Genomic DNA, 20121 nt, shown 5'->3' with positions numbered 1-20121 from the left:
GTCGAACCGTCTGCGTGGGAACGAGCGCAGGACTGTTTCACCCCTCCAACACCACGGGGGGTTTGGGGGGGCTTTGGCCCTTGACTGTTGGTTCAAACATGGAGAGATCGGGATGGTATTTTCATCCAACGTGTTCCTGTTTCTGTTCTTGCCGATCTTTCTCGGCTTGTACTACCTGAGCGGGCAACGCTATCGCAACCTGCTGCTGCTGATCGCCAGCTACGTGTTCTACGCGTGGTGGCGGGTGGACTTCCTGGCGCTGTTCGCCGGCGTCACCCTGTGGAACTACTGGATCGGCCTCAAAGTCGGCGCCGCCGGCGTGCGCACCAAACCGGCCCAGCGCTGGCTGTTGCTCGGCGTGGCGGTGGACCTGTGCATCCTCGGCTACTTCAAGTACGCCAACTTCGGCGTCGACAGCATCAACGCGATGATGACGTCGGTCGGTCTCGAACCGTTCATCCTGACCCACGTGCTGCTGCCGATCGGTATCTCGTTCTACATCTTCGAGTCGATCAGCTACATCATCGACGTCTACCGTGGTGATACCCCGGCCACCCGCAACCTGATCGACTTCGCGGCGTTCGTGGCGATCTTCCCGCACCTGATCGCAGGTCCCGTGCTGCGTTTCCGTGACCTGGCCGACCAGTTCAACAACCGCACCCACACCCTCGACAAGTTCTCCGAGGGCTGCACGCGGTTCATGCAGGGTTTCATCAAGAAGGTCTTCATCGCCGACACCCTCGCCGTGGTGGCCGACCATTGCTTCGCCCTGCAAAACCCGACCACGGGCGATGCCTGGCTTGGCGCGCTGGCCTACACCGCGCAGCTGTATTTCGACTTCTCCGGTTACAGCGACATGGCCATCGGCCTGGGCCTGATGATGGGTTTCCGCTTCATGGAAAACTTCAAGCAGCCGTACATCAGCCAGTCGATCACCGAGTTCTGGCGCCGCTGGCACATCAGCCTGTCGACCTGGTTGCGTGACTATCTCTACATCACCCTCGGCGGTAACCGTAAAGGCACGCTGATGACCTATCGCAACCTGTTCCTGACCATGCTGCTCGGTGGTCTGTGGCACGGCGCGAACATCACCTACATCGTCTGGGGTGCATGGCACGGCATGTGGCTGGCGATTGAAAAAGCGCTGGGCCTGAATACCTCGCCGCGCAGCCTCAACCCGATCCGCTGGGCGCTGACCTTCCTGCTGGTGGTCATGGGCTGGGTGATCTTCCGCGCAGAAAACCTGCACGTCGCCGGCCGCATGTACGGCGCGATGTTCAGCTTCGGCGACTGGTCGCTGTCGGAACTCAATCAGGCCAGCCTCACCGGTCTGCAAGTCGCGACCCTCGTTGTGGCTTACGTGACCCTGGCGTTCTTCGGCCTGCGTGACCTGTACACCAACCAGCCTCCGGTGAAGACCAAACCTGCGGTCAACGTCGAGAGCGACGGCCCTGCCGGGGCGCAACCGGGCCTGATCAAGGCCGCGCCTGGCGAAAACCCGGCGAGCATCCACGAGCCTGGCTACACCGTCGGCGTCGACGCCCAGGTGCAACCGGCTTACTGGACGGCGGACTGGTCGCGCTACGCAATGCGCGCCGTGATCCTGCTGCTGTTCATCGCCTCGATTCTCAAACTCTCGGCGCAAAGCTTCTCGCCGTTCCTTTACTTCCAGTTCTGAGGGATCTGACATGACCCGCTCATTACGCATCTTCTACATCGCGCTGTTTCTGGTGACCCTGCTGGTGCTCGGTCTGTGGTCGGTGCGCAGCTTCTTCGGCTTCAGCACCAATGCCGATGCGACGGTGCTCAACGGCCGCTGGACCAAAGCCGTGGAAACCCACTACGACGATGAATTCCCGATCAAGCGCCTGGGCACCAATCTCTGGGCCGCGCTGGATTTCAAACTGTTCAACGAAGGTCGTCCGGGCGTGGTGCTCGGTCGCGATCAGTGGTTGTACAGCGATGAGGAATTCAACCCGATCGTCAACGAAGAGCTGAACCTGCAAGGCAACTACGCGCTGGTCGAAGGCGTGCGCCAGACCCTGAAAGAGAAAGGCGTGAAACTGGTGATGGCGATCGTGCCGGCCAAGGTTCGCCTGTACCCGGAACACCTGGGTGAAGTGAAACCGGCGAGCATTCACGCCAACCTTTATCAGGACTTCCACGCCCGTGTCGCGGCGGACAAGATCCTTGCCCCCGACCTGCTCGGCCCGCTGCAAGCCGCCAAGCAGAACGGTCAGCAAGTGTTCCTGCGCACCGACACCCACTGGACCCCGGAAGGCGCGGAAATCGCCGCCAACACCCTGGCGAAAACCATCGCTGACAAGTTCCCGCTCAGCGGCGAGCCGCAGCGCTTCGTCACCACGCCGGCGGAGAAGGTCACGCACAAGGGCGACCTGCGTCTGTTCCTGCCGCTGGATCCGCTGTTCGAAAACCTGATGCCGGCGCAAGAGCCGCTGCAAAAGCGCAACACCGTGGCCGCCGCCGAGCAGCCTGCCGGTGACGATGCGCTGTTCGCCAACAGCGAAGTGCCGGTCGCGCTGATCGGCACCAGCTACAGCGCCAACCCCAACTGGAACTTCGTCGGTGCGCTCAAGCAAGCGCTGCACAGCGACGTCGTCAACTACGCCGAAGACGGCCACGGCCCGATCCTGCCGATGCTCAGCTACCTGAAAAGCGATGACTTCAAGAACAGCCCGCCACAGGTGCTGATCTGGGAGTTTCCTGAACGATATCTGCCTGTGAACAACGAAATCGGCGACGCCGACCCGCAGTGGGTCGCAGAGCTTAAACAAGCCGGCGCGCGCCAACAAAACGTAGCAATCAACACTAAATCCGAGACGCCCGATCGGGCGCAAAACTGAAAGAGAGGTACACCATGACTTTCACTACTACTCCTCGTCGTCTCGCTAAACGCTTCGCTCTGGTTGCGGGTCTGAGCGTGCTGTCGGTCCAGGCCTTCGCCGGTGGCGACGCTGCGCTGTACGGCCCGACTGCACCGAAAGGCTCGACCTTCGTACGCGTCTACAACGCCAGCAACGCTGAAGTCAGCGCCACCGTTGGCAGCACCAATCTCGCCGACGTCGCGCCGCTGGCCAGCAGCGACTTCAGCTTCATGCCGGGCGGCGACTACAGCGCCAAGGTCGGCAGCCAGACCCTGCCGGTGAAACTCGCCGGTGACCATTACTACACCCTGGTCAACAACGCTTCCGGCGCGCCGCAACTGATTGAAGAACCGCCGTTCAAGAACAAGCAGAAATCCCTGGTGCGCGTGCAGAACCTCAGCGACAAGCCGCTGACTCTGAAGACCGCCGACGGCAAGACCGACGTGGTGCCGAACGTGGCCGCCAAGGGCCGTGGCGAGCGTGAAATCAACCCGGTGAAAGTCAGCCTCGCGCTGTACGAAGGCGACAAGAAAGTCGGCGACGTGAAACCGGTCGCCCTGGAGCGCGGTGAGGCAGCCGTGCTGTACGTCACCGGCAACGGCAGCAACCTGTCGCCAGTCTGGGTGAAACGCCCGGTGTCGACCCGCTAAGCACATGAAACCGGGCAGCCGTCGCTGCCCGGTACGGAATAACAACAAGAGTGAAACGACACAACGTTCGTGGCTCTGACCCAATCGATTTTATGGAGTAAACAATATGATTCCGGTGATCTTGTCAGGTGGTAGCGGCTCACGTCTTTGGCCGCTTTCGCGCAAGCAGTTTCCCAAGCAGTTCCTCGCCCTGACCGGCGAACACACGCTGTTCCAGCAAACCCTCGAGCGTCTGGTGTTCGAAGGCATGGACACCCCGATCGTGGTCTGCAACAAGGATCACCGCTTCATCGTCAACGAGCAGTTGGCCAACCGCAATCTGGAATGCCAGCGCATCCTGATGGAACCGTTCGGCCGCAACACCGCGCCGGCCGTGGCGCTGACCGCGATGATGCTGGTTAATGAAGGTCGCGACGAACTGATGCTGGTGCTGCCGGCCGACCACGTTCTCGAAGACCAGAAAGCCCTGCAACGTGCGCTGGCCCTGGCCACCGTCGCTGCCGAAAACGGCGAGATGGTGCTGTTCGGCGTACCGGCCACCAAACCGGAAACCGGTTACGGCTACATCAAGTCCACCGGCGATTCGCTGCTGCCGGAAGGCGTCAGCCGTGTCTCGCACTTCGTCGAAAAACCCGACGTCAAACGCGCCACCGAATACGTCGAATCCGGCGGTTACTACTGGAACAGCGGCATGTTCCTGTTCCGCGCCAGCCGCTTCCTCGAAGAGCTGAAAAAGCACGATCCGGACATCTATGACACCTGCCTGCTGACCCTCGAACGCAGCCAGCAAGACGCCGACACCATCACCTTCGACGAAGCCACCTTCGCCTGCTGCCCGGACAACTCCATCGACTACTCGGTGATGGAAAAAACCCAACGCGCCTGCGTGGTGCCGCTGACAGCAGGCTGGAGCGATGTCGGTTGCTGGTCGTCGCTGTGGGAAGTCAACGAGAAGGACGCCAACGGCAACGTCAGCAAGGGCGACGTGGTGATCCAGGACAGCAAGAACTGCATGATCCACGGCAACGGCAAACTGGTGTCGGTGATCGGCCTGGAAAACATCGTGGTGGTCGAAACCAAGGACGCCATGATGATCGCCCACAAGGACAAGGTCCAAGGCGTCAAGCAGATGGTCAACACCCTCAACGAGCAGGGCCGCAGCGAAACCCAGAACCACTGCGAGGTCTACCGTCCGTGGGGCTCCTACGACTCGGTGGACATGGGCGGGCGCTTCCAGGTCAAGCACATCTCGGTCAAACCGGGCGCGTGCCTGTCGCTGCAGATGCATCACCACCGCGCCGAACACTGGATCGTGGTCAGCGGCACCGCCGAAGTGACCTGCGACGAGAACGTGTTCCTGCTCTGCGAGAACCAGTCGACCTACATCCCGATCGCCTCGGTGCATCGCCTGCGCAACCCGGGCAAGATCCCGCTGGAAATCATCGAAGTGCAATCGGGTTCGTACCTGGGCGAAGACGATATCGAGCGTTTTGAAGATATCTACGGTCGCTCGACCCCGATCGAACGCGGCGTGTCGGTGAAAACCATCGCGCAGTGATCGCTCTGCAATAAAAAACCCTCGCCCGGCCCGCTGCGTCCCCTATCCGCAGCGGCTCGGGCTTTTTTTAACCGTGTGGCCGAGCGTGGACGGCCACTGCTTGCTTGCTCATCGTCCTTCTGACCTTGGGTTTCTCCATCACATTGGCAAAGGACTTCGATCCTCCGAACAGCTTCCGCTCGGTTGAATACACCCCGATCGTCGCCGCCCCCTGATTGCTCTGATAGTGGATATCCCAAGTCCTGGTCTTGCGCTCATACCTCATGAAAGCGAAACCGGTGAGTTCCGTTACGACCTTGCCGCCTTCGTCATCGAAGCCGTAATCCATGAATTCCATCGCGACACTCATGCCCATTCCATGCTCGGCTGAAGGCAACTGATTATATTGCTCGGTCTCTTTGTTACCCTCGACATGCCTTACCCTCAAGGTGTTGTCATTGAGCTGATCGACGGTCAGCGAGCAACCACTGAATCCGGGCGTAAAGACATATTCGGGCTCTGTTCCAGCAGGATGCATCGGTATGTCGAGATAACCACCCTGAGCCACCCAATAACCTGACACAGCGCTGGATTGCTCAGGTATTTCCCCGGCGGGAATATCGACAACCTTGATCGCATTGAACTCGCCCCGTACAGAGCCGCTGTAACTTATTCGCTGCATGGAAAATATGAAGCGGTCACCACCCTGCGTGTTCGCCAGCTGCGAGGCAATGGTCTTGGAATATCCAGTCTTTTGGGGCATGAACAAATCGGTATTGATCGTCAGTCGATTGAACTGGGGAATCGTCAACGCCTCGCGAATATTGGTCGCTTTCGCGGTGAACGGTACATTGTGGTGCATCTTCCCTGCATCAACACGAGCAGCCCCTGGAATTTTCCGGTTCTCGCCTACCGCGAGCACAGGCGCCCATAAACCGTTGGCCTGCTTTTTTCGAGTTTCGGCGCCGTCCGCATCCGTATAAGTCATGGGGTTGTTTAGAACCATTCTGTACAGATTGAGTCCGTCGATGTCCCCTGCAGGATCAGGATTCAACCAGTGCTGTAACCAAGGCATGTAATAGCGATAACCGTAGTAGTACAGCCCGGTGGCATCGCGCTCCTTGCCCGAGTAACGGACGAATTTGTAGCTGAATTCACCGTCCTGCCAGGCGCTGGTGCCGAAAGGGTGAAACGTTTCCCGGCTGATTACCGCGCCGTCATCGGCGGTTTCCTGACTGGCCGACCCCTTGTGATCCACATGTTGGTATCGATATTGAATGTTGGCGCCCCAGGGCGGCGGACTCTCCCAACGCAGTACCCGAGCGTTGTCGGCAATGATGACCTGCAAGCGTTTGCCGGTCCCGTTGTCGGTGCGCAACTCCAGTCCAGGCAAATAGCGCACCTCGGCAACCAGGGTTCGGGTATTGGTTAACAACGAGCGGATCTTGCGTACCCGCTGACTGCTGCCATCGTAGAGATAGACCTCTTGGTCGTTGAGCCCGGAAGCACGCTCCACCGGGCTGACCGATTGCAGTTGGTTGCGCAGGTTCCAGTTCAGCATCCGCCCCGGTTCAAGCTGCAGCAGGTTGCCTCTGCGGTCGTAGGCCGCTTCAATTTGCGGATCGCCGGGAATGACGTCCGTGTAGGGCAAAGAACGGTTGCTGTAACTCGCCGGTTGCAGTTTGCGCCCGTGACTTTGTGGGCCGACATGAATCAGGTTGCGCAGGTTGCCGCCGGGATCATATTCGTAAGTCTGCTGATAGTTGCTGACCGCCGCAGGGTCGATGCGCCCCATCGATTGCGGGCCCTGACTGACACTCCCGGCTTCCCAGCCGGACGCCTTGGTCAACTGGTAAAGACTGTCGTAGACAAAGCGGCTGACTGGCTCGATGCGCTTGTTGGCGAAGTAACGGATTGGCAGCGCCATGTCTTTGATACTCAGGACATTGCCCATCCTGTCGTATCCATAACTGAGGTGCTGCAGCAATCGAGCGTGGGCATCTTCGGTCCGGAGGACCAGCAGGCGACCGTCTTCGGGCCGGTATGCGCGGGTAGTCTGCACACCGTTGCCCGCGGTTTCCTGCTCGATACTGCCGTAAGCGTTGTAGTGAATGTCAGTGACCAGGATCTGCTCAGGCTCCCCCTTCAACCGCAAGCGGCGTTCGTGCAAGCGGCCATCGACGCTCAGCGCGAATGTATGTCGGTTGTCTCGGGCATCCATCTGCTCCAGTACATCGCCAAGCGCACCATGGCGCCACTGCGATGTCGCACCGACGCCAGGCTCCAACAGCTGCTGACGATCCACCTCCCGCTCCGGCCAGTGGGGTGTCAGCGGATCCCGCGTGAAATGGCGGGTGTCTTCGGTGCATGAGCCGATGATTGCAAACGCGTTGAGCAGCACGCTGCCCGCTGGATGGTCATGACGAATCAGTTGACCGTACTGGTTTCGTGACGGGTCTCCGCTGCCGGGATGACCGTAGGTCAGGCGCTCGACACAACGCCGAGGCTCCCCTGTTCCTTCTTCGAATATCGCGACGGGGCGCAGCAGATTGTCGTGCTCGATCTCGCGCCGCGTCTGACGGCTGTCCCAACTGAACATCGTTTGTACGGCGAGTCCCTTTAGTTCGATTAGCGTACCGGCATCGACGCTGTCCGAGCGAATCACCGTGGCGTCCAGAGCAAACACCTGCGTCAGATTGGCCGGCGTCAGCGGGTCGCCGGCTTGCGACAGCCAAAGCCGCGGATCCCACTGTTTCACCGCACGCCCCCCCGAATCGTGAAGCGTGCGGTTGATCCGGGACTCGACGGGGGTGCCCTCGACGGTTCGACAATAGTCAACCGTGCGGACCGACAAACCGCGCGGTTCGAACACAGACACCCTCGGCGTATTGATGTGCAAGCTCATGGAGCGCGCTCCCCGCGCGACCGGCATTTTCTCTGCCTCGGGCATCTGAGCAAGCACAGCGCTCGATTGGCTACTGTCAGAAATTACAGTTCCGACCAACGGCGTCGTCGATCAATCCGCGAATGTCCATTCCCGCGCCCCTTCGGTAGGATGGTCATCACGAGTTCAAGGAGCGTTCGAACATGTTCATCGGCGTCTTGCTGGTCATCACCTGGCTGATCCTGCTGTTGCGCTACCCGGCCAAGGCCTTGCCGGTGTCCATGGCCGCCGCCGTCGGCCTTGGGCTGGTGGCGATGTGGGTGGTGTGGCTGGACAACCGCGAGGTGAAACAACTGGCGCGCCTGGAACTGCGCATCGTCTATGCCCCCGAACACTGCCCCGCCGACCGCCCGCTGCTGCTCAAGATGAACAACGGCAACGACGTGCCGCTGACCGAACTGCGCTGGCGCATTGCGGCGTACGCGCCGGGCGATACCGTGAATCTGGCCGACAATCAATACGCCGCCCCACGCTATCGCGGCCCCGGTGAACTGCAGGCCGGCGGCAACTGGGAAGACTGCCTGCCGATGCCGCCGTTGCGTCCCGGCTATCGCCCGCAAACCCTGGAGTTTCGCGCCGAGCGATTGCAGGGTAGTTTCTCCGACTGATCACCTCTCTCACCCTTTTGCACAAGGAATGCGCCATGCCCGTTGCGTTGATTACCGGTTGTTCCAGCGGCATCGGCCGCGCCCTCGCCGATGCATTCAAAAGCGCCGGCTACGAGGTCTGGGCCAGTGCGCGCAAGGCTGAAGATGTCGCGGCACTCGCCGCTGCCGGATTCACGGCGGTGCAGCTCGACGTCAATGACAATGCAGCGCTGGAACAACTCGCCGAGCGGATCAACCAGCAACACGGCGGCCTCGACGTGCTGATCAACAACGCCGGTTACGGCGCCATGGGGCCGCTACTCGACGGCGGCGTTCCGGCCATGCAGCGCCAGTTCGAAACCAACGTGTTTTCGATTGTCGGCGTGACCCGTGCGCTGTTCCCGGTGCTGCGCCGGGCCAAGGGCCTGGTGGTGAATGTCGGCAGTGTTTCCGGGGTGCTGGTCACGCCATTTGCCGGCGCCTATTGCGCCTCGAAAGCGGCGGTGCACGCGTTGAGCGATGCGTTGCGCATGGAACTGGCGCCGTTCGGCATTCGCGTACTGGAAGTGCAGCCGGGGGCGATTCAATCGAGCTTCGCCAAGAATGCCGGGCATGAGGCCGAACAACTGATCAACGAACAATCGCCGTGGTTTCCCCTGCGCGAAGGCATTCGGGCGCGAGCCAAAGCCTCTCAGGAGCACCCGACCCCGGCTGCCGATTTCGCCGCAGTCGTCCTCCGGGCCGTGCAATCAAAAAACACGCCACGACTGTTGCGCGCCGGAAACGGAAGTTCAACCCTGCCATTACTCGCCGCCCTGATGCCCGCTGCCTTACTTCAATACATAATCTCCAGAAAGTTCGGACTCAACAAAAACCTTAACTAAACAACAACTAACACCAAGCAGGAAACATCATAAAACAAACCCCACAAACATAAAAATAGACAAGCCAACACCCTCACTATAAGTTCATCTACAGCGAGCGAAAATATCGCTCGCCCTTTTTAAAAAGTTGGCAACCCAACTTTAATAATGGACAAAAAGAGAGCTTATATGGAAATTTCAAGACTGCTTGACCGCACCTTTGCATTCAAGGGCGTTGCAACTTTAAAGGACCTCCCGAACACGGTTGACAGCGATCGCCAAATCAAGGACATCAAAGTAACTGCAGATGACAAGATCGTTGTCAGCGCCCAGCTGGCAATAGAGCTGATTGGCCTGCGGGGCCTCACTCGCCTGACCGCCGACGGCAAGATCGATCGCACTTTTGGAGTCGATGGCCTGACAGCCAACATCATCCCTTCGAGCCAGTTTGTTGCCGCAGGCAAAATCGCTCTGCAGCCAGATGGCAGTATCGTCATGCTGGTAGGCCTCTACCCACACGGAGCTTCGGGCCAGATCCTCGGAGTCGAGCGCTATGACAGTGAGGGTATTCTGGATCAGCAATTCGGTGACAACGGCCTCATTATTCTTGACGATTCTCCCGTTGGCGAACTAGAGATTGATCTGTGCCAGGTCAGCGTGCAAGCCGATGGCAAAATTCTGGTCTGCGCTAATTACCGGGAAAGTTTCGAAGTCTCGTCCTGCTACATCACACGCCTGACTTCTACCGGTCAACTGGACAAAACGTTCAATGGATCCGGCCTGGTTAAAGTAGAAAACCGCACCTATGTTTCGACACACATCCATACTCTGCAAAACGCTGGTGACAACTCTTGCCTGGTGGCCGGTGGTGCGCAGATGCTGGGTATCCAGTGCGGCTTCGTGGCCAAATATAACGACAAGGGTAAACTCGATTACAGTTTCGGCACCCCGGCAACTGCCGGTTTTACCGATATCACCATCCAGAATCATCAGGTTGTTATTCACGAAGTGTTGACCAAGTCCAATGGCAAGTTGGTAGCCGTTGGTATTGCGACTACGAATGACCTTGGAAAACGTTTTGGTTTACTGGTGGGCTTGAATGCCGATGGCACGACAGATCACGAATTCAACGGTGGCCTGCCACTGCTGACCAGCATTGACCAGACTCACGGCAACGAATGGGTTTGTGCGCACTTGCAAGACGATGGAAAGATCGTTGTCAGTGGCGGCTCCAAGCGTTTGTACATTGCCAGGTTCCATGAACAGGGTGTGCTGGACAAAACCTTCGGTTCGAAGGGTTTCATCGAACTCGACACCTATCTGGTCACCCGTCCGGCCAGCATGCAGGTTCAGAAAAAGGGACGCACGCTGATTTCGGGTAACGCCCTTGGTGTGGGTGTCGGCTACGGCCAGGTCTTCGCCTCTCGTTGAATGCACCGCACTTGAAGCGCTCCGTGCTTCAAGTGCCACCGCTGGTGCACGGAGTCTGTCGGTCAGCGATGTAGTCTGTCAGTTATCCACAGCGTCCTGCTTCACCACCACGGTGCAGGTGATCCCCGCCGCCAGCAGCACACCCTCTGGCACTTCATCGATGTGAATCCGCACCGGCACTCGCTGGGCCAGGCGCACCCAGTTGAAGGTCGGGTTAACATCGGCGATCAGCTCGCGGCTTTCCGGGTTGTCGCGGTCGTAGATACCGCGGGAAATGCTCTCCACGTGGCCCTTGAGGACTTCGCCACTCATCAGCTGCATGTCGGCTTTATCGCCGACGCGCACGTGAGGCAGTTTGGTTTCTTCGAAGAAGCCGTAGACCCAGAACGAGTTCATGTCGACCACAGCCATTTTCGCTTCGCCGATGCGCGCGTAGTCGCCGCGATGGACGTTGAGGTTGGTCACGTAGCCGTCCACCGCCGCCCGCACTTCGGTACGTTTGAGGTTGAGTTCGGCGGCTTCCAGTTGCGCCTGGGCCTGTTGGTAATCGGCCAGTGCGGAGTCGGCGATGTTGCTGGCGTCGTCGCGGTTTTCCTTGGAAATCACCAAGGCGTCCATGTCGGCGCGGCGGTGGGCGTTGACCCGGCGCATCTCCCACGTGGCCTTGCGTGAAGCGACCAGCGACTGCGCCTGTTTCACCGCGAGGCGATAGTGCTCGGGGTCGATCTGCATCAGCAGATCACCTTTCTTCACCAACTGGTTGTCGCGCACCGGCACGTCGACCACTTCACCGGTGACGTCGGCGGCGACGTTGATGATGTCGGCGCGCACCCGGCCGTCGCGGGTCCACGGGGTGTTCATGTAGTGCTCCCACAACGTGCGGCCGATCCACAACGCCAGGGCCAGCACCAGCAGGGTCGCGAGCAGGCTGAAAAACTTTTTCATCAGAACGTTCTCAACGGTAGACAGTCAGCGCCATCGCGCCGAACAGACAGGTAAACAGACTCAGGCGCAGCAGCGCCGGGTGCCAGAAAAAGCGATACAGATCGAACCCCGAGAGGAACCGGTCCAGCGCCCAGGCCAGTGCCGCAGCGACGAAAAACATCAGGGTCATGGTCGGCATGTACACGCCGTGGAAGGCGATTTCACGAGGCATGGGCAAGTCCTTCGGGCTTGGCGATGGCATAGGCGGCGAGTGGCGATTGCGGGTCAAGCAACGAGGTGCGGATGAAGTGCAGGTAGCTTTTAACCCGCCGCAGGGCCGAGGTATCGAAGTGCGGTGCAAACGGCTCATCGGTCGCGGCGACCCGGCTGATCGCGTGATCGACGGCGACCAGTGCGCGTTCCAGATTGCTCGAATTCGGTTGCAGGAACAGCCGCACCAGCGAGCGCCCCATGACCCGGATCGCCTGACGCCATGGCTGGGATTCGGCATACGCCGGGTGCACCGGCAGGATCGCCTGTTCCTTGCGCAACTCGATGATCGCGTGACCGACTTCCAGCACCACGAACATCCAGCGCAGCAGGTTTTTCTGCACCAGCGGCTGACCGGCCGCCAGGCCATAAGCCTGATGCATCAGGTCGCGGGTACGGCTTTCGAAACTCGATGCCAGGCCCTTGAGTTTGCCGCTGATCGCGTACACCACTTGCCCGCGCAGGTCCTGCTCGAGGCGCTGCCACAACCAGCGGCTGTTCGGCGGCAGAATGATCGCGCCCGCCGCCGCGCAAACCAGCATGCCCATGACCATGGCGATGTAGTCGTTGATGAAGGTGTAGGGGTTGTAGATCGTCAGGTTGTCCGGCACCGAACCGGTGCTGAAGAAGATCAGCAGACCGAGGCCGACACCGGCATATTGCGGCCGCGATGCGAGGAACGAGCCGAGCACGATCACCGGCGCGAGCATCACGCACAGCAGCGGAAAACCATCGATCCACGGGAAGATGAAAAACATCTCGACGAAGCCGATCAACGCCCCGAGGAACGTACCGCAGGCCATCTGGAACGCCATGCGTTTCGGGTTCGGTGTGGCGGCGGACAGGCCAACAGTGGCGGCGGCGATCAGGGTCATGGTCGCGCCGCTCGGCCACGCGGTGGCGACCCAGTAACTGCCGAGCACGACCAGAATGAATGCGGCACGAATCCCCGAAGCTGCCGCCGCCCACCAACTGGTTTGCGGGGTGAACGGTTCGTCCCAGCGCTCGCGTTCGTGGCTGTGATCGGCCAGCGAGGCGTGGGTCTGTGCATAACTGTGCAGGTCATCGACGAAGCGATAGAGCAACTCGTATGCGGTGTGGAAATCCAGTTGCTCGGCGTCGCTCGGCTCGCTCTCCTGGAAGATCGCCCGCAGGCTGCGTACCCGCGCCGGCAGGCCTTCCTTGTACGACGTGAGCGCCAGCACCAGACGCGCCGCATCCGGGCTGGTCAGGGCGCGGCCGCTGAAACCGTCGAGCACTTCGGCCAGGTCCTGCAGGCCCGGTTTGATCGCGGCTTCCACATGATCGGCGCCGTTTCGACGCAGGCGTTCAAGCAACTGGTGCAAGGCGTTGAACCGGGTGGTGATGCCCATGAACTCGCTGTTCAGGCGACTGAGCCGACCGTTGCGCCGACGCATGTGCGGGTCTTCGAACACGGTCACGCTGCGCAGCCCTTCCAGCCCCACCGCTTCGGCGATGAAGCGCACGTTGCTGGCCTCGAACGACTCCGGTTTGCTGCGCCCCCGCAGGCCATCGGTGACGAACAGGGCGAACACACCGAAGCGCTGATACAAGGCATTGCGCATCGCCGCGCTGGCGGTTTGCGGCAGGATCGCGGCACTGACCAGGGTCGAGCAAAGAATCCCCAGCGAGATCTCCAGCACCCGCCACACCGCCGCCATGAACGCGCCGTCGGGATGCGCCAGCGCCGGCAGGCCGACCATCGCCGCCGTGTACCCGGCCAGCACAAAACCGTACGCACGGAAGTTGCGGCAGCGGGCGGCACCGGCCGAGCAGATGCCGACCCAGATCGCCAGCGAACCGAGGAACAGTTCGGTGTTCTGGGCGAACAGCGAAATCAGCGTGACCATCATCGCCGACCCGGCCAGGGTGCCAAGGAAGCGATAGAAACTCTTGGCGAACACCTGGCCGCTCTGTGGCTGCATGACGATGAACACGGTGATCATCGCCGTGCGCGGTTGCGGCAGTTCCAGGCGCATCGCCAGCCACAGGGTCAGGAATGCGGCAATCAACACCTTGAAGATATAGACCCAGGTCACGCCGTCGCTGCGCGCCCAGTCGAAGAAACCCCGGCGCCATTCCAGGGAGTAGAGCCAGCGCAAAGGTGCGGGCAAGGGAGTCATTGAATCTTGCTCAGTGGTCGAGGGCTTGAAGAAGGGCCGGGGTTTTCGGTGCAGCGGTCTGTTCGGCAGTCGGCACGTCTTTACCCGCGCCAAGGCCACCGCCCAATGCCGTCACCAGTTCTGCATGAGCACTCAAGCGCGCGGCCTGCACCTGCTGCTGAACCTGTTGCTGTTTGAACAGCAGGGTCTGGGCATTGAGCACGTTGAGGTAATCGGTGAGGCCGCGCTGATAGGCGATCATCGCGATGTCGTAAGTCTTCTGCGCCGTGGCCACGGACTCGGCGGCGAACATCTGTTGCTTGTCCATCGACTCGCGGCGGATCAACTGGTCGGAGATGTTCTTCAGCGCATTGACCAGGGTCTGGTTGTAATGCGCGACGGCGATGTCGTAACCCGCCGAGGCTTCACCGAGTTCGGCACGCAGTCGCCCACCGTCGAAGATCGGCAGCGAGATCGCCGGCCCGACGTTGTAGTTGAGCTTCTTGCCGGTCAGAAACTCCAGCGCACCACCGCCGGTGGCCATGTAGCCGAGGCTGCCGACCAGATCGACGTTGGGGTAGAACCCGGCATGCGCGACCTCGATCCCGCGCGCCTGCGCCGCCACTTGCCAGCGACTGGCGACCACGTCCGGACGCTGGCCGAGCAGTTCGGCGGGCAATGCCGAAGGCAGCTTCAGTGCCGCGCCCAATGACAGGGTCGGACGCTGCAACTGCGCGCCAGCGCCCGGGCCTTTGCCGGCCAATGCCGCGATCTGGTTGCGGCTCAGGGCGATTTCTTCGTCCAGCGCATCCAGTTGCCGATGGGTTTCCGGCAGCGGGGTTTCGGCCTGGCTGACTTCAAAGTGCGTACCGATCCCGCCGTTCAGGCGTTTCTGCGCCAGCTCGAGAATCTGCTGTTGCTGTTTAAGCGTCGCCGCGACGATGTCGCGCTGGGCGTAATGCAGCGACAGCTCGATGTAGGCGCGCACGATGTTGTTCTGCAATTCGAGCTGTGCCTGACGTGCCTCGGCAGCGCTCATGTGCGCCAGATCGACGGCCCGCTCGGTGCTGTTGCTTTCACGACCCCAGAGGTCCAGCGCGTAACTGAAGCCCAGCGCGGCGTTGTTGTCCCAGGTGGTGCTGTTGGCCAGCTCACCGGGGCCGTAGAACTGGTCGGTCGGCCAGTTGTGACGCTTGAGGGTCGACTCGCCATGGATCTGCAACGACTCGGCCGCTTCGGCGACACCGGCCATGGACCGGGCCTGACGCACTCGCGCGGCGGCCATGGCAATGGTCGGGCTGCCTTGCACGGCAAGGTCGATCCAATGATTGAGTTGCGGGTCGCCATAGGCTTGCCACCATTGGGCGGTGGGCCAGTTTGCGTCACGGGCGGCGTGGGCGATGGCCTCGTCGGTGGCCAGTTCATTGGCCTCCAGAGCCTTGCCCTGCGGGGCAATCCCTCCGGTTCCGATGCAGCCGCCAAGACCTAACGAAAGAGCCAGAACACTGAGCGGCAAAAGCGCTCTGTTGATGCGACGCGGCACTGCTGCGAATTCCTGAGGTGGGAGATGTTTCGAGGTGGGCGCAATTCTAGGGGGGCGCCATGACGGCGATAAGCTGGGAATCCTGTGAATCTTTGTTACCGTTAACGAGATAATCCCTTGGTCGGGGGTCTCAGCCCCTGAAACTTCGTGTCACAATTTGCCATCTCCCTTGAGAGCACCCCATGGACACTTTGCAAAACATGCGCGCCTTCAGTTGTGTGGCCGAAGCCGGCAGCTTCACCGCCGCCGCCGTGCAACTCGACACCACCACCGCCAACGTCTCGCGCGCGGTCTCAAACCTTGAGGCCCACCTGCAAACCCGCCTGCTCAACCGCACGACCCGCCGCATCGCGCTCACCGAAGCCGGCAAGCGCTACCTGCTGCGCTGCGAGCAGATCCTCGCCTACGTCGAAGAGGCCGAAGCCGAAGCCAGCGAAGCCCACGCCCGCCCGGCCGGACAATTGAAAGTGCACACCATGACCGGCATCGGCCAGCACTTCGTGATCGACGCCATCGCCCGCTACCGCAAGACCCACCCTGACGTGACCTTCGACCTGACCATGGCCAACCGCGTGCCGGACCTGCTCGATGAAGGCTACGACGTGTCCATCGTCCTGGCCCGCGAACTGCCGGACTCGGGTTTCGTCTCGCAACGCCTGGGCATCACCTACAGCATCGTCTGCGCCTCGCCGGCCTACGTAAAAGCCAATGGCTGCGCACAAAAACCCAGCGACCTGCTGAACCACGCCTGCCTGCGTCTGGTGAGCCCGGTGATCCCCCTGGAAAAATGGGCCTTCGACGGCCCCGATGGCCAGGAAATGGTCACCATCAACAGCTCACCCTTCCTGGTGAACTCCGCCGACGCGATGAAAAGCGCGATAACCAGTGGGATGGGCGTCGGCGTGTTGCCGGTGTACGCCGCGATTGAAGGCTTGCGCAACGGCTCGCTGGTGCGGGTGATGCCGAACTACCGCTCGCAGGAACTGAACCTGTATGCGATTTACCCGTCGCGGCAGTATCTGGATGCGAAGATCAAGACTTGGGTCGAGTACCTGCGTGGATCGCTGCCGGAGATTCTGGCGGGGCATCAGGCGGAATTGGCGGCTTATGAGATGAGTGGGAGTCTGGCGGGGGCGCGGGTGGCGAATTGAGTTTGGCGTGAAGCGAGTGCTGGATTGCGTCGTAGTACAACGTCATCCAACACACAGCCAAGCCGCTCTGACTGAACGGACTTGCCAGCGAATGCCATCGTCACTGGCAGCTCGAATTGGGACGCAGAGCGTCCCGGGCTGCATTCCCACGCAGAGCGTGGGAACGATCAAAAGCAGTCTGTTTTTCGCTGTTCGCTGTTCGCTTCCCACCACTCAACACAATGAGCGTTAGCTCGAGTACCGCTCTTGACGTGCCGGCCCCATCGGAAGGCTGAGTGGAGGGATTTATCCGGGGGTGGGAGCGCAGCGACCGTTTGGCGAAGCCAAACACATCGAGAGGAGGTGCAGCGAAGCAAACCGTAGGCGATGCCCCCGGATGAATCCCGGAACGAAGGAACACCGAGCCACAGCGAGGTGCCGAACGCCGGGGCCAAGCCTTTTGCTTACTTTTTGGCGTTTGAAAAAGTGAGCCGCTGTAAGAGCGGAACCGCCAGCCGCAACACCCGAAGAAACGGATATTCACCCAAATCCCCAAGAACCTGGTCGGCCCAGAGGCCGCCAAGACAACCCCAAACAGAAAATGTTAGCTTGCTTGGCATCACACCAGCCGCCAAGCCCGAGCCCAATGCCAATGAAAAAAACAGTCCTGGCCTTCAGCCGCATCACCCCCCCCATGATCGAACGCCTGCAACAGGACTTCGACGTCATCGTCCCCAACCCGAAGAACGGCGACATCAACGCCCAGTTCAACGAAGCCCTGCCCCACGCCCACGGCCTGATCGGCGTCGGTCGCAAACTCGGCAAGGCCCAACTGGAAAACGCCGCAAAACTTGAAGTCATCTCCAGCGTCTCCGTCGGTTACGACAACTATGACCTCGCCTACTTCAATGAACGCGGGATCATGCTCACCAACACGCCGGACGTCCTCACCGAAAGCACCGCGGACCTGGCCTTCGCCCTGATCATGAGCAGCGCCCGCCGCGTCGCCGAACTGGACGCCTGGACCAAGGCTGGCCAATGGCAGGCAAGCGTCGGCGCACCGCTGTTCGGTTGCGACGTACACGGCAAAACCCTGGGCATCGTCGGCATGGGTAACATCGGCGCCGCTGTCGCCCGTCGCGGACGCTTCGGCTTCAACATGCCGATCCTCTACAGCGGCAATAGCCGCAAGACCGAACTGGAACAGGAACTCGGCGCACAGTTCCGCAGCCTTGACCAACTGCTGGCCGAAGCCGATTTCGTCTGCCTGGTGGTACCGCTCAGCGACAAGACCCGCCACCTGATCAGCCACCGCGAACTGGCACTGATGAAGCCCGACGCGATTCTGGTCAACATCTCCCGTGGCCCCGTGGTCGACGAGCCTGCACTGATCGAGGCGTTGCAGAACAATCGCATTCGCGGCGCCGGCCTCGACGTCTACGAGAAAGAACCGCTGAGCGAATCTCCGCTGTTCCAGTTGAAAAACGCTGTCACCCTGCCGCACATCGGCTCGGCCACCAATGAAACCCGTGAAGCCATGGCCAACCGCGCACTGGCCAATCTGCGCAGCGCCCTGCTCGGCGAGCGACCTCGGGATCTGGTGAATCCGCAAGTCTGGAAGAACTGATGACCCACGGGGCTGGGACGCAGTTTCCCGGCCCCGTCTGTTTTCAACCTGTTTTTCAAAGTGCCGGGAGTTGTTCACATCTCATTTAAACTACACAACTTGAAAACGACTCATCACCCGACCTCATTACTCTCTCTATAGAATCCCGTGAACCATCTGCCAGTGGGCAGACACCATTCATGGAGAGTCAACAAATGACAAGCCTTACAACTTCCCAACTTATCAGGAGAAGTAAAGTCGCAATCGTTTTCATGGTCGGCATACTGGGTGTTCTCATTGTTTTCAGCAATGCCACCGATTACAACTCGAACTACGTTTACCTTGGTCATATCTTGAGCATGGATACGACAAACAGCCATTTGAAGTATCGTTCGATCGACTCGGAAATGATGCATCACCGCATCTACTGGATGATCATGACACTGGAGACGATCTTCACCTCTTCCTGCCTCCTGGGCGGTTATCAACTTGCAAAAAACATCAACTCATCGGAAGAGCAATTTCACGAAGCGAAGAAATATGCCGTACTGGGTTTTCTCGTGGCGCTGTTTGTTTATTACTTCTGCCTGCAAGTCATTGGCAATGAATGGTTCGACATGGACCAGTCAAAAGACTGGAACGCCATGTCCTGGGCACAAAGCATTGTCGACTTCCTTCTCCCGGCACTTATATTCCTGGTCATGAAAATCGACAGTTGAGTGTTCAATGTGCAGGTTTAGCGATCATTTCAATAACGGTTTTAGGTTTACGAAATACCAACACATTGCCCAGCATCACCAGCACCAGTCCCGCCAACGCTGGCGCTGTCCATTGATAACCTTCGGCAAAGGCCGATACGTTCAGCGCCACCACCGGGAACAGCACCGTGCAATAAGCCGCGCGCTCCGGGCCCATGCGACCGACCAGCGTGAGGTACGCGGTGAAACCGATCACCGAACCGGGAATGACCAGGTACAGCAAGGCGCCTATGTAGCGCGACGTCCATTCCATCTCGAACGGTATGCCCTTGACCAGGCACCACACCGACAGCATCGCCGCGCCGTAGGCCATGCCCCAGGCATTGGTGGTTAAAGGTTTGAGACCCGCCTTCTGTTGCAGGCTCGACAACATGTTGCCCGCCGAGAAACACAAGGTGCCGCAGAGTGCCAGGCCAAGACCCAGCAAGGTTTGCGGACTGGCGTGATGCCCGGCCAGCTCCGGCCAGAACAACAGGCCCAGACCGCCCAGCCCCAGTGCCCCGCCCATCAGCACATTGCGCGCAATGCGCTGACCAAAGAACACACGCGCATTCAGCGCGTTCCACAAGGTTGCCGTGGAAAACACCACCGCCACCAGACCGCTGGGAATCCATTGGCTGGCAGTCAGGAAACACATGAAGTTGACGCAAAACAGGCACAAGCCCTGCGCGACACAGATCAGATGCCCGCGCCGGTTCATCGGTTGCAGGCGACGGCTGAGCAGCAACAGCGCAAACAACACCAGCGCAGCGAGGCCAAAGCGATAGACGATCGACACCGGAATCGCCACCACGCCCAACTGCCACTTCAGGGCAATCCAGGTGGTGCCCCAGATCAGCACGGTCAACAAATACAACGACAGGTTCATGG

Annotated in this window: 16 protein-coding genes; 10 read left to right on the top strand and 6 right to left on the bottom strand. The window is 60.1% G+C overall.

Annotation, left to right across the window (positions count from 1 at the left end):
* Positions 1–112: 112 nt before the first annotated feature.
* The 4 genes from AC1RT4_RS21605 (at position 113) to AC1RT4_RS21590 (ending at position 5093) form a co-directional block, all read left to right on the top strand.
* Positions 113–1678, top strand: coding sequence for an MBOAT family O-acyltransferase (locus AC1RT4_RS21605; RefSeq protein WP_493087733.1), 1566 nt, complete (start codon positions 113–115; stop codon positions 1676–1678).
* A 10-nt stretch (positions 1679–1688) separates the two neighbouring features.
* Positions 1689–2864, top strand: a complete 1176-nt coding sequence (locus tag AC1RT4_RS21600; RefSeq protein ID WP_007957303.1) for an alginate O-acetyltransferase — start codon at positions 1689–1691, stop codon at positions 2862–2864.
* Positions 2865–2878: 14 nt separating this feature from the next.
* A complete protein-coding gene (locus AC1RT4_RS21595; protein ID WP_493087730.1) occupies positions 2879–3535 on the top strand; it encodes an alginate O-acetyltransferase AlgF in 657 nt (218 codons plus the stop codon).
* Between the two features lie 106 nt (positions 3536–3641).
* Positions 3642–5093 (top strand): mannose-1-phosphate guanylyltransferase/mannose-6-phosphate isomerase, encoded by a 1452-nt coding sequence (locus tag AC1RT4_RS21590; RefSeq protein WP_007969551.1) that lies wholly within the window; start codon positions 3642–3644, stop codon positions 5091–5093.
* Between the two features lie 67 nt (positions 5094–5160).
* Here AC1RT4_RS21590 and AC1RT4_RS21585 read toward each other — a convergent pair whose 3' ends face one another.
* Entirely contained in the window at positions 5161–7977 is a 2817-nt protein-coding gene (locus AC1RT4_RS21585) for an RHS repeat domain-containing protein (protein WP_493087728.1), read from the bottom strand.
* A 182-nt stretch (positions 7978–8159) separates the two neighbouring features.
* Between AC1RT4_RS21585 and AC1RT4_RS21580 the strand changes: the two genes are divergently transcribed.
* From AC1RT4_RS21580 to AC1RT4_RS21570, 3 genes are all read left to right on the top strand, one after another.
* Positions 8160–8624, top strand: coding sequence for a multidrug transporter (locus tag AC1RT4_RS21580; RefSeq protein ID WP_085690590.1), 465 nt, complete (start codon positions 8160–8162; stop codon positions 8622–8624).
* Positions 8625–8659: 35 nt separating this feature from the next.
* Positions 8660–9487, top strand: coding sequence for an SDR family oxidoreductase (locus AC1RT4_RS21575; protein ID WP_493087726.1), 828 nt, complete (start codon positions 8660–8662; stop codon positions 9485–9487).
* Positions 9488–9655: 168 nt separating this feature from the next.
* Positions 9656–10897 carry a hypothetical protein gene (locus AC1RT4_RS21570; protein WP_493087724.1) on the top strand — a complete coding sequence of 414 codons (1242 nt, stop codon included), beginning with the start codon at positions 9656–9658 and terminating at the stop codon, positions 10895–10897.
* A 78-nt stretch (positions 10898–10975) separates the two neighbouring features.
* Here AC1RT4_RS21570 and AC1RT4_RS21565 read toward each other — a convergent pair whose 3' ends face one another.
* From AC1RT4_RS21565 to AC1RT4_RS21550, 4 genes are read right to left on the bottom strand one after another with little or no spacing between them, the layout of a single operon-like run.
* Positions 10976–11842, bottom strand: a complete 867-nt coding sequence (locus AC1RT4_RS21565) for an efflux RND transporter periplasmic adaptor subunit (RefSeq protein WP_085608130.1) — start codon at positions 11840–11842, stop codon at positions 10976–10978.
* Positions 11843–11852: 10 nt separating this feature from the next.
* Positions 11853–12053, bottom strand: coding sequence for a DUF1656 domain-containing protein (locus AC1RT4_RS21560; RefSeq protein WP_003221811.1), 201 nt, complete (start codon positions 12051–12053; stop codon positions 11853–11855).
* Positions 12043–14235: an FUSC family protein gene (locus AC1RT4_RS21555; RefSeq protein WP_493087722.1), complete on the bottom strand. Its 2193-nt coding sequence runs from the start codon at positions 14233–14235 to the stop codon at positions 12043–12045. The genes AC1RT4_RS21560 and AC1RT4_RS21555 overlap by 11 nt, the downstream gene beginning before the upstream one ends.
* 10 nt (positions 14236–14245) lie before the next feature.
* On the bottom strand, positions 14246–15757 hold the full coding sequence (locus AC1RT4_RS21550; protein WP_493087720.1) for an efflux transporter outer membrane subunit: 1512 nt from the start codon (positions 15755–15757) through the stop codon (positions 14246–14248).
* A gap of 182 nt (positions 15758–15939) precedes the next feature.
* Here AC1RT4_RS21550 and AC1RT4_RS21545 point away from each other — a divergent pair, with 182 nt between their 5' ends.
* From AC1RT4_RS21545 to AC1RT4_RS21535, 3 genes are all read left to right on the top strand, one after another.
* Complete coding sequence (locus tag AC1RT4_RS21545; RefSeq protein ID WP_493087718.1) at positions 15940–16908, top strand: LysR family transcriptional regulator; 969 nt, start codon at positions 15940–15942, stop codon at positions 16906–16908.
* A gap of 631 nt (positions 16909–17539) precedes the next feature.
* Positions 17540–18514 carry a 2-hydroxyacid dehydrogenase gene (locus AC1RT4_RS21540; RefSeq protein ID WP_493087716.1) on the top strand — a complete coding sequence of 325 codons (975 nt, stop codon included), beginning with the start codon at positions 17540–17542 and terminating at the stop codon, positions 18512–18514.
* A gap of 194 nt (positions 18515–18708) precedes the next feature.
* Positions 18709–19212, top strand: coding sequence for a DUF2165 family protein (locus tag AC1RT4_RS21535; protein WP_493087714.1), 504 nt, complete (start codon positions 18709–18711; stop codon positions 19210–19212).
* A gap of 4 nt (positions 19213–19216) precedes the next feature.
* On the opposite strand, the gene AC1RT4_RS21530 is transcribed toward AC1RT4_RS21535, so the two are convergent.
* Positions 19217–20119, bottom strand: a complete 903-nt coding sequence (locus tag AC1RT4_RS21530; RefSeq protein WP_493087712.1) for a DMT family transporter — start codon at positions 20117–20119, stop codon at positions 19217–19219.
* Positions 20120–20121: the final 2 nt, after the last annotated feature.

This window comes from Pseudomonas sp. GW821-FHT11D10, from assembly GCF_058808435.1.
Note: the sequence above shows the minus strand (reverse complement) of the source record. Positions and strands in the feature narration are given on the sequence as shown.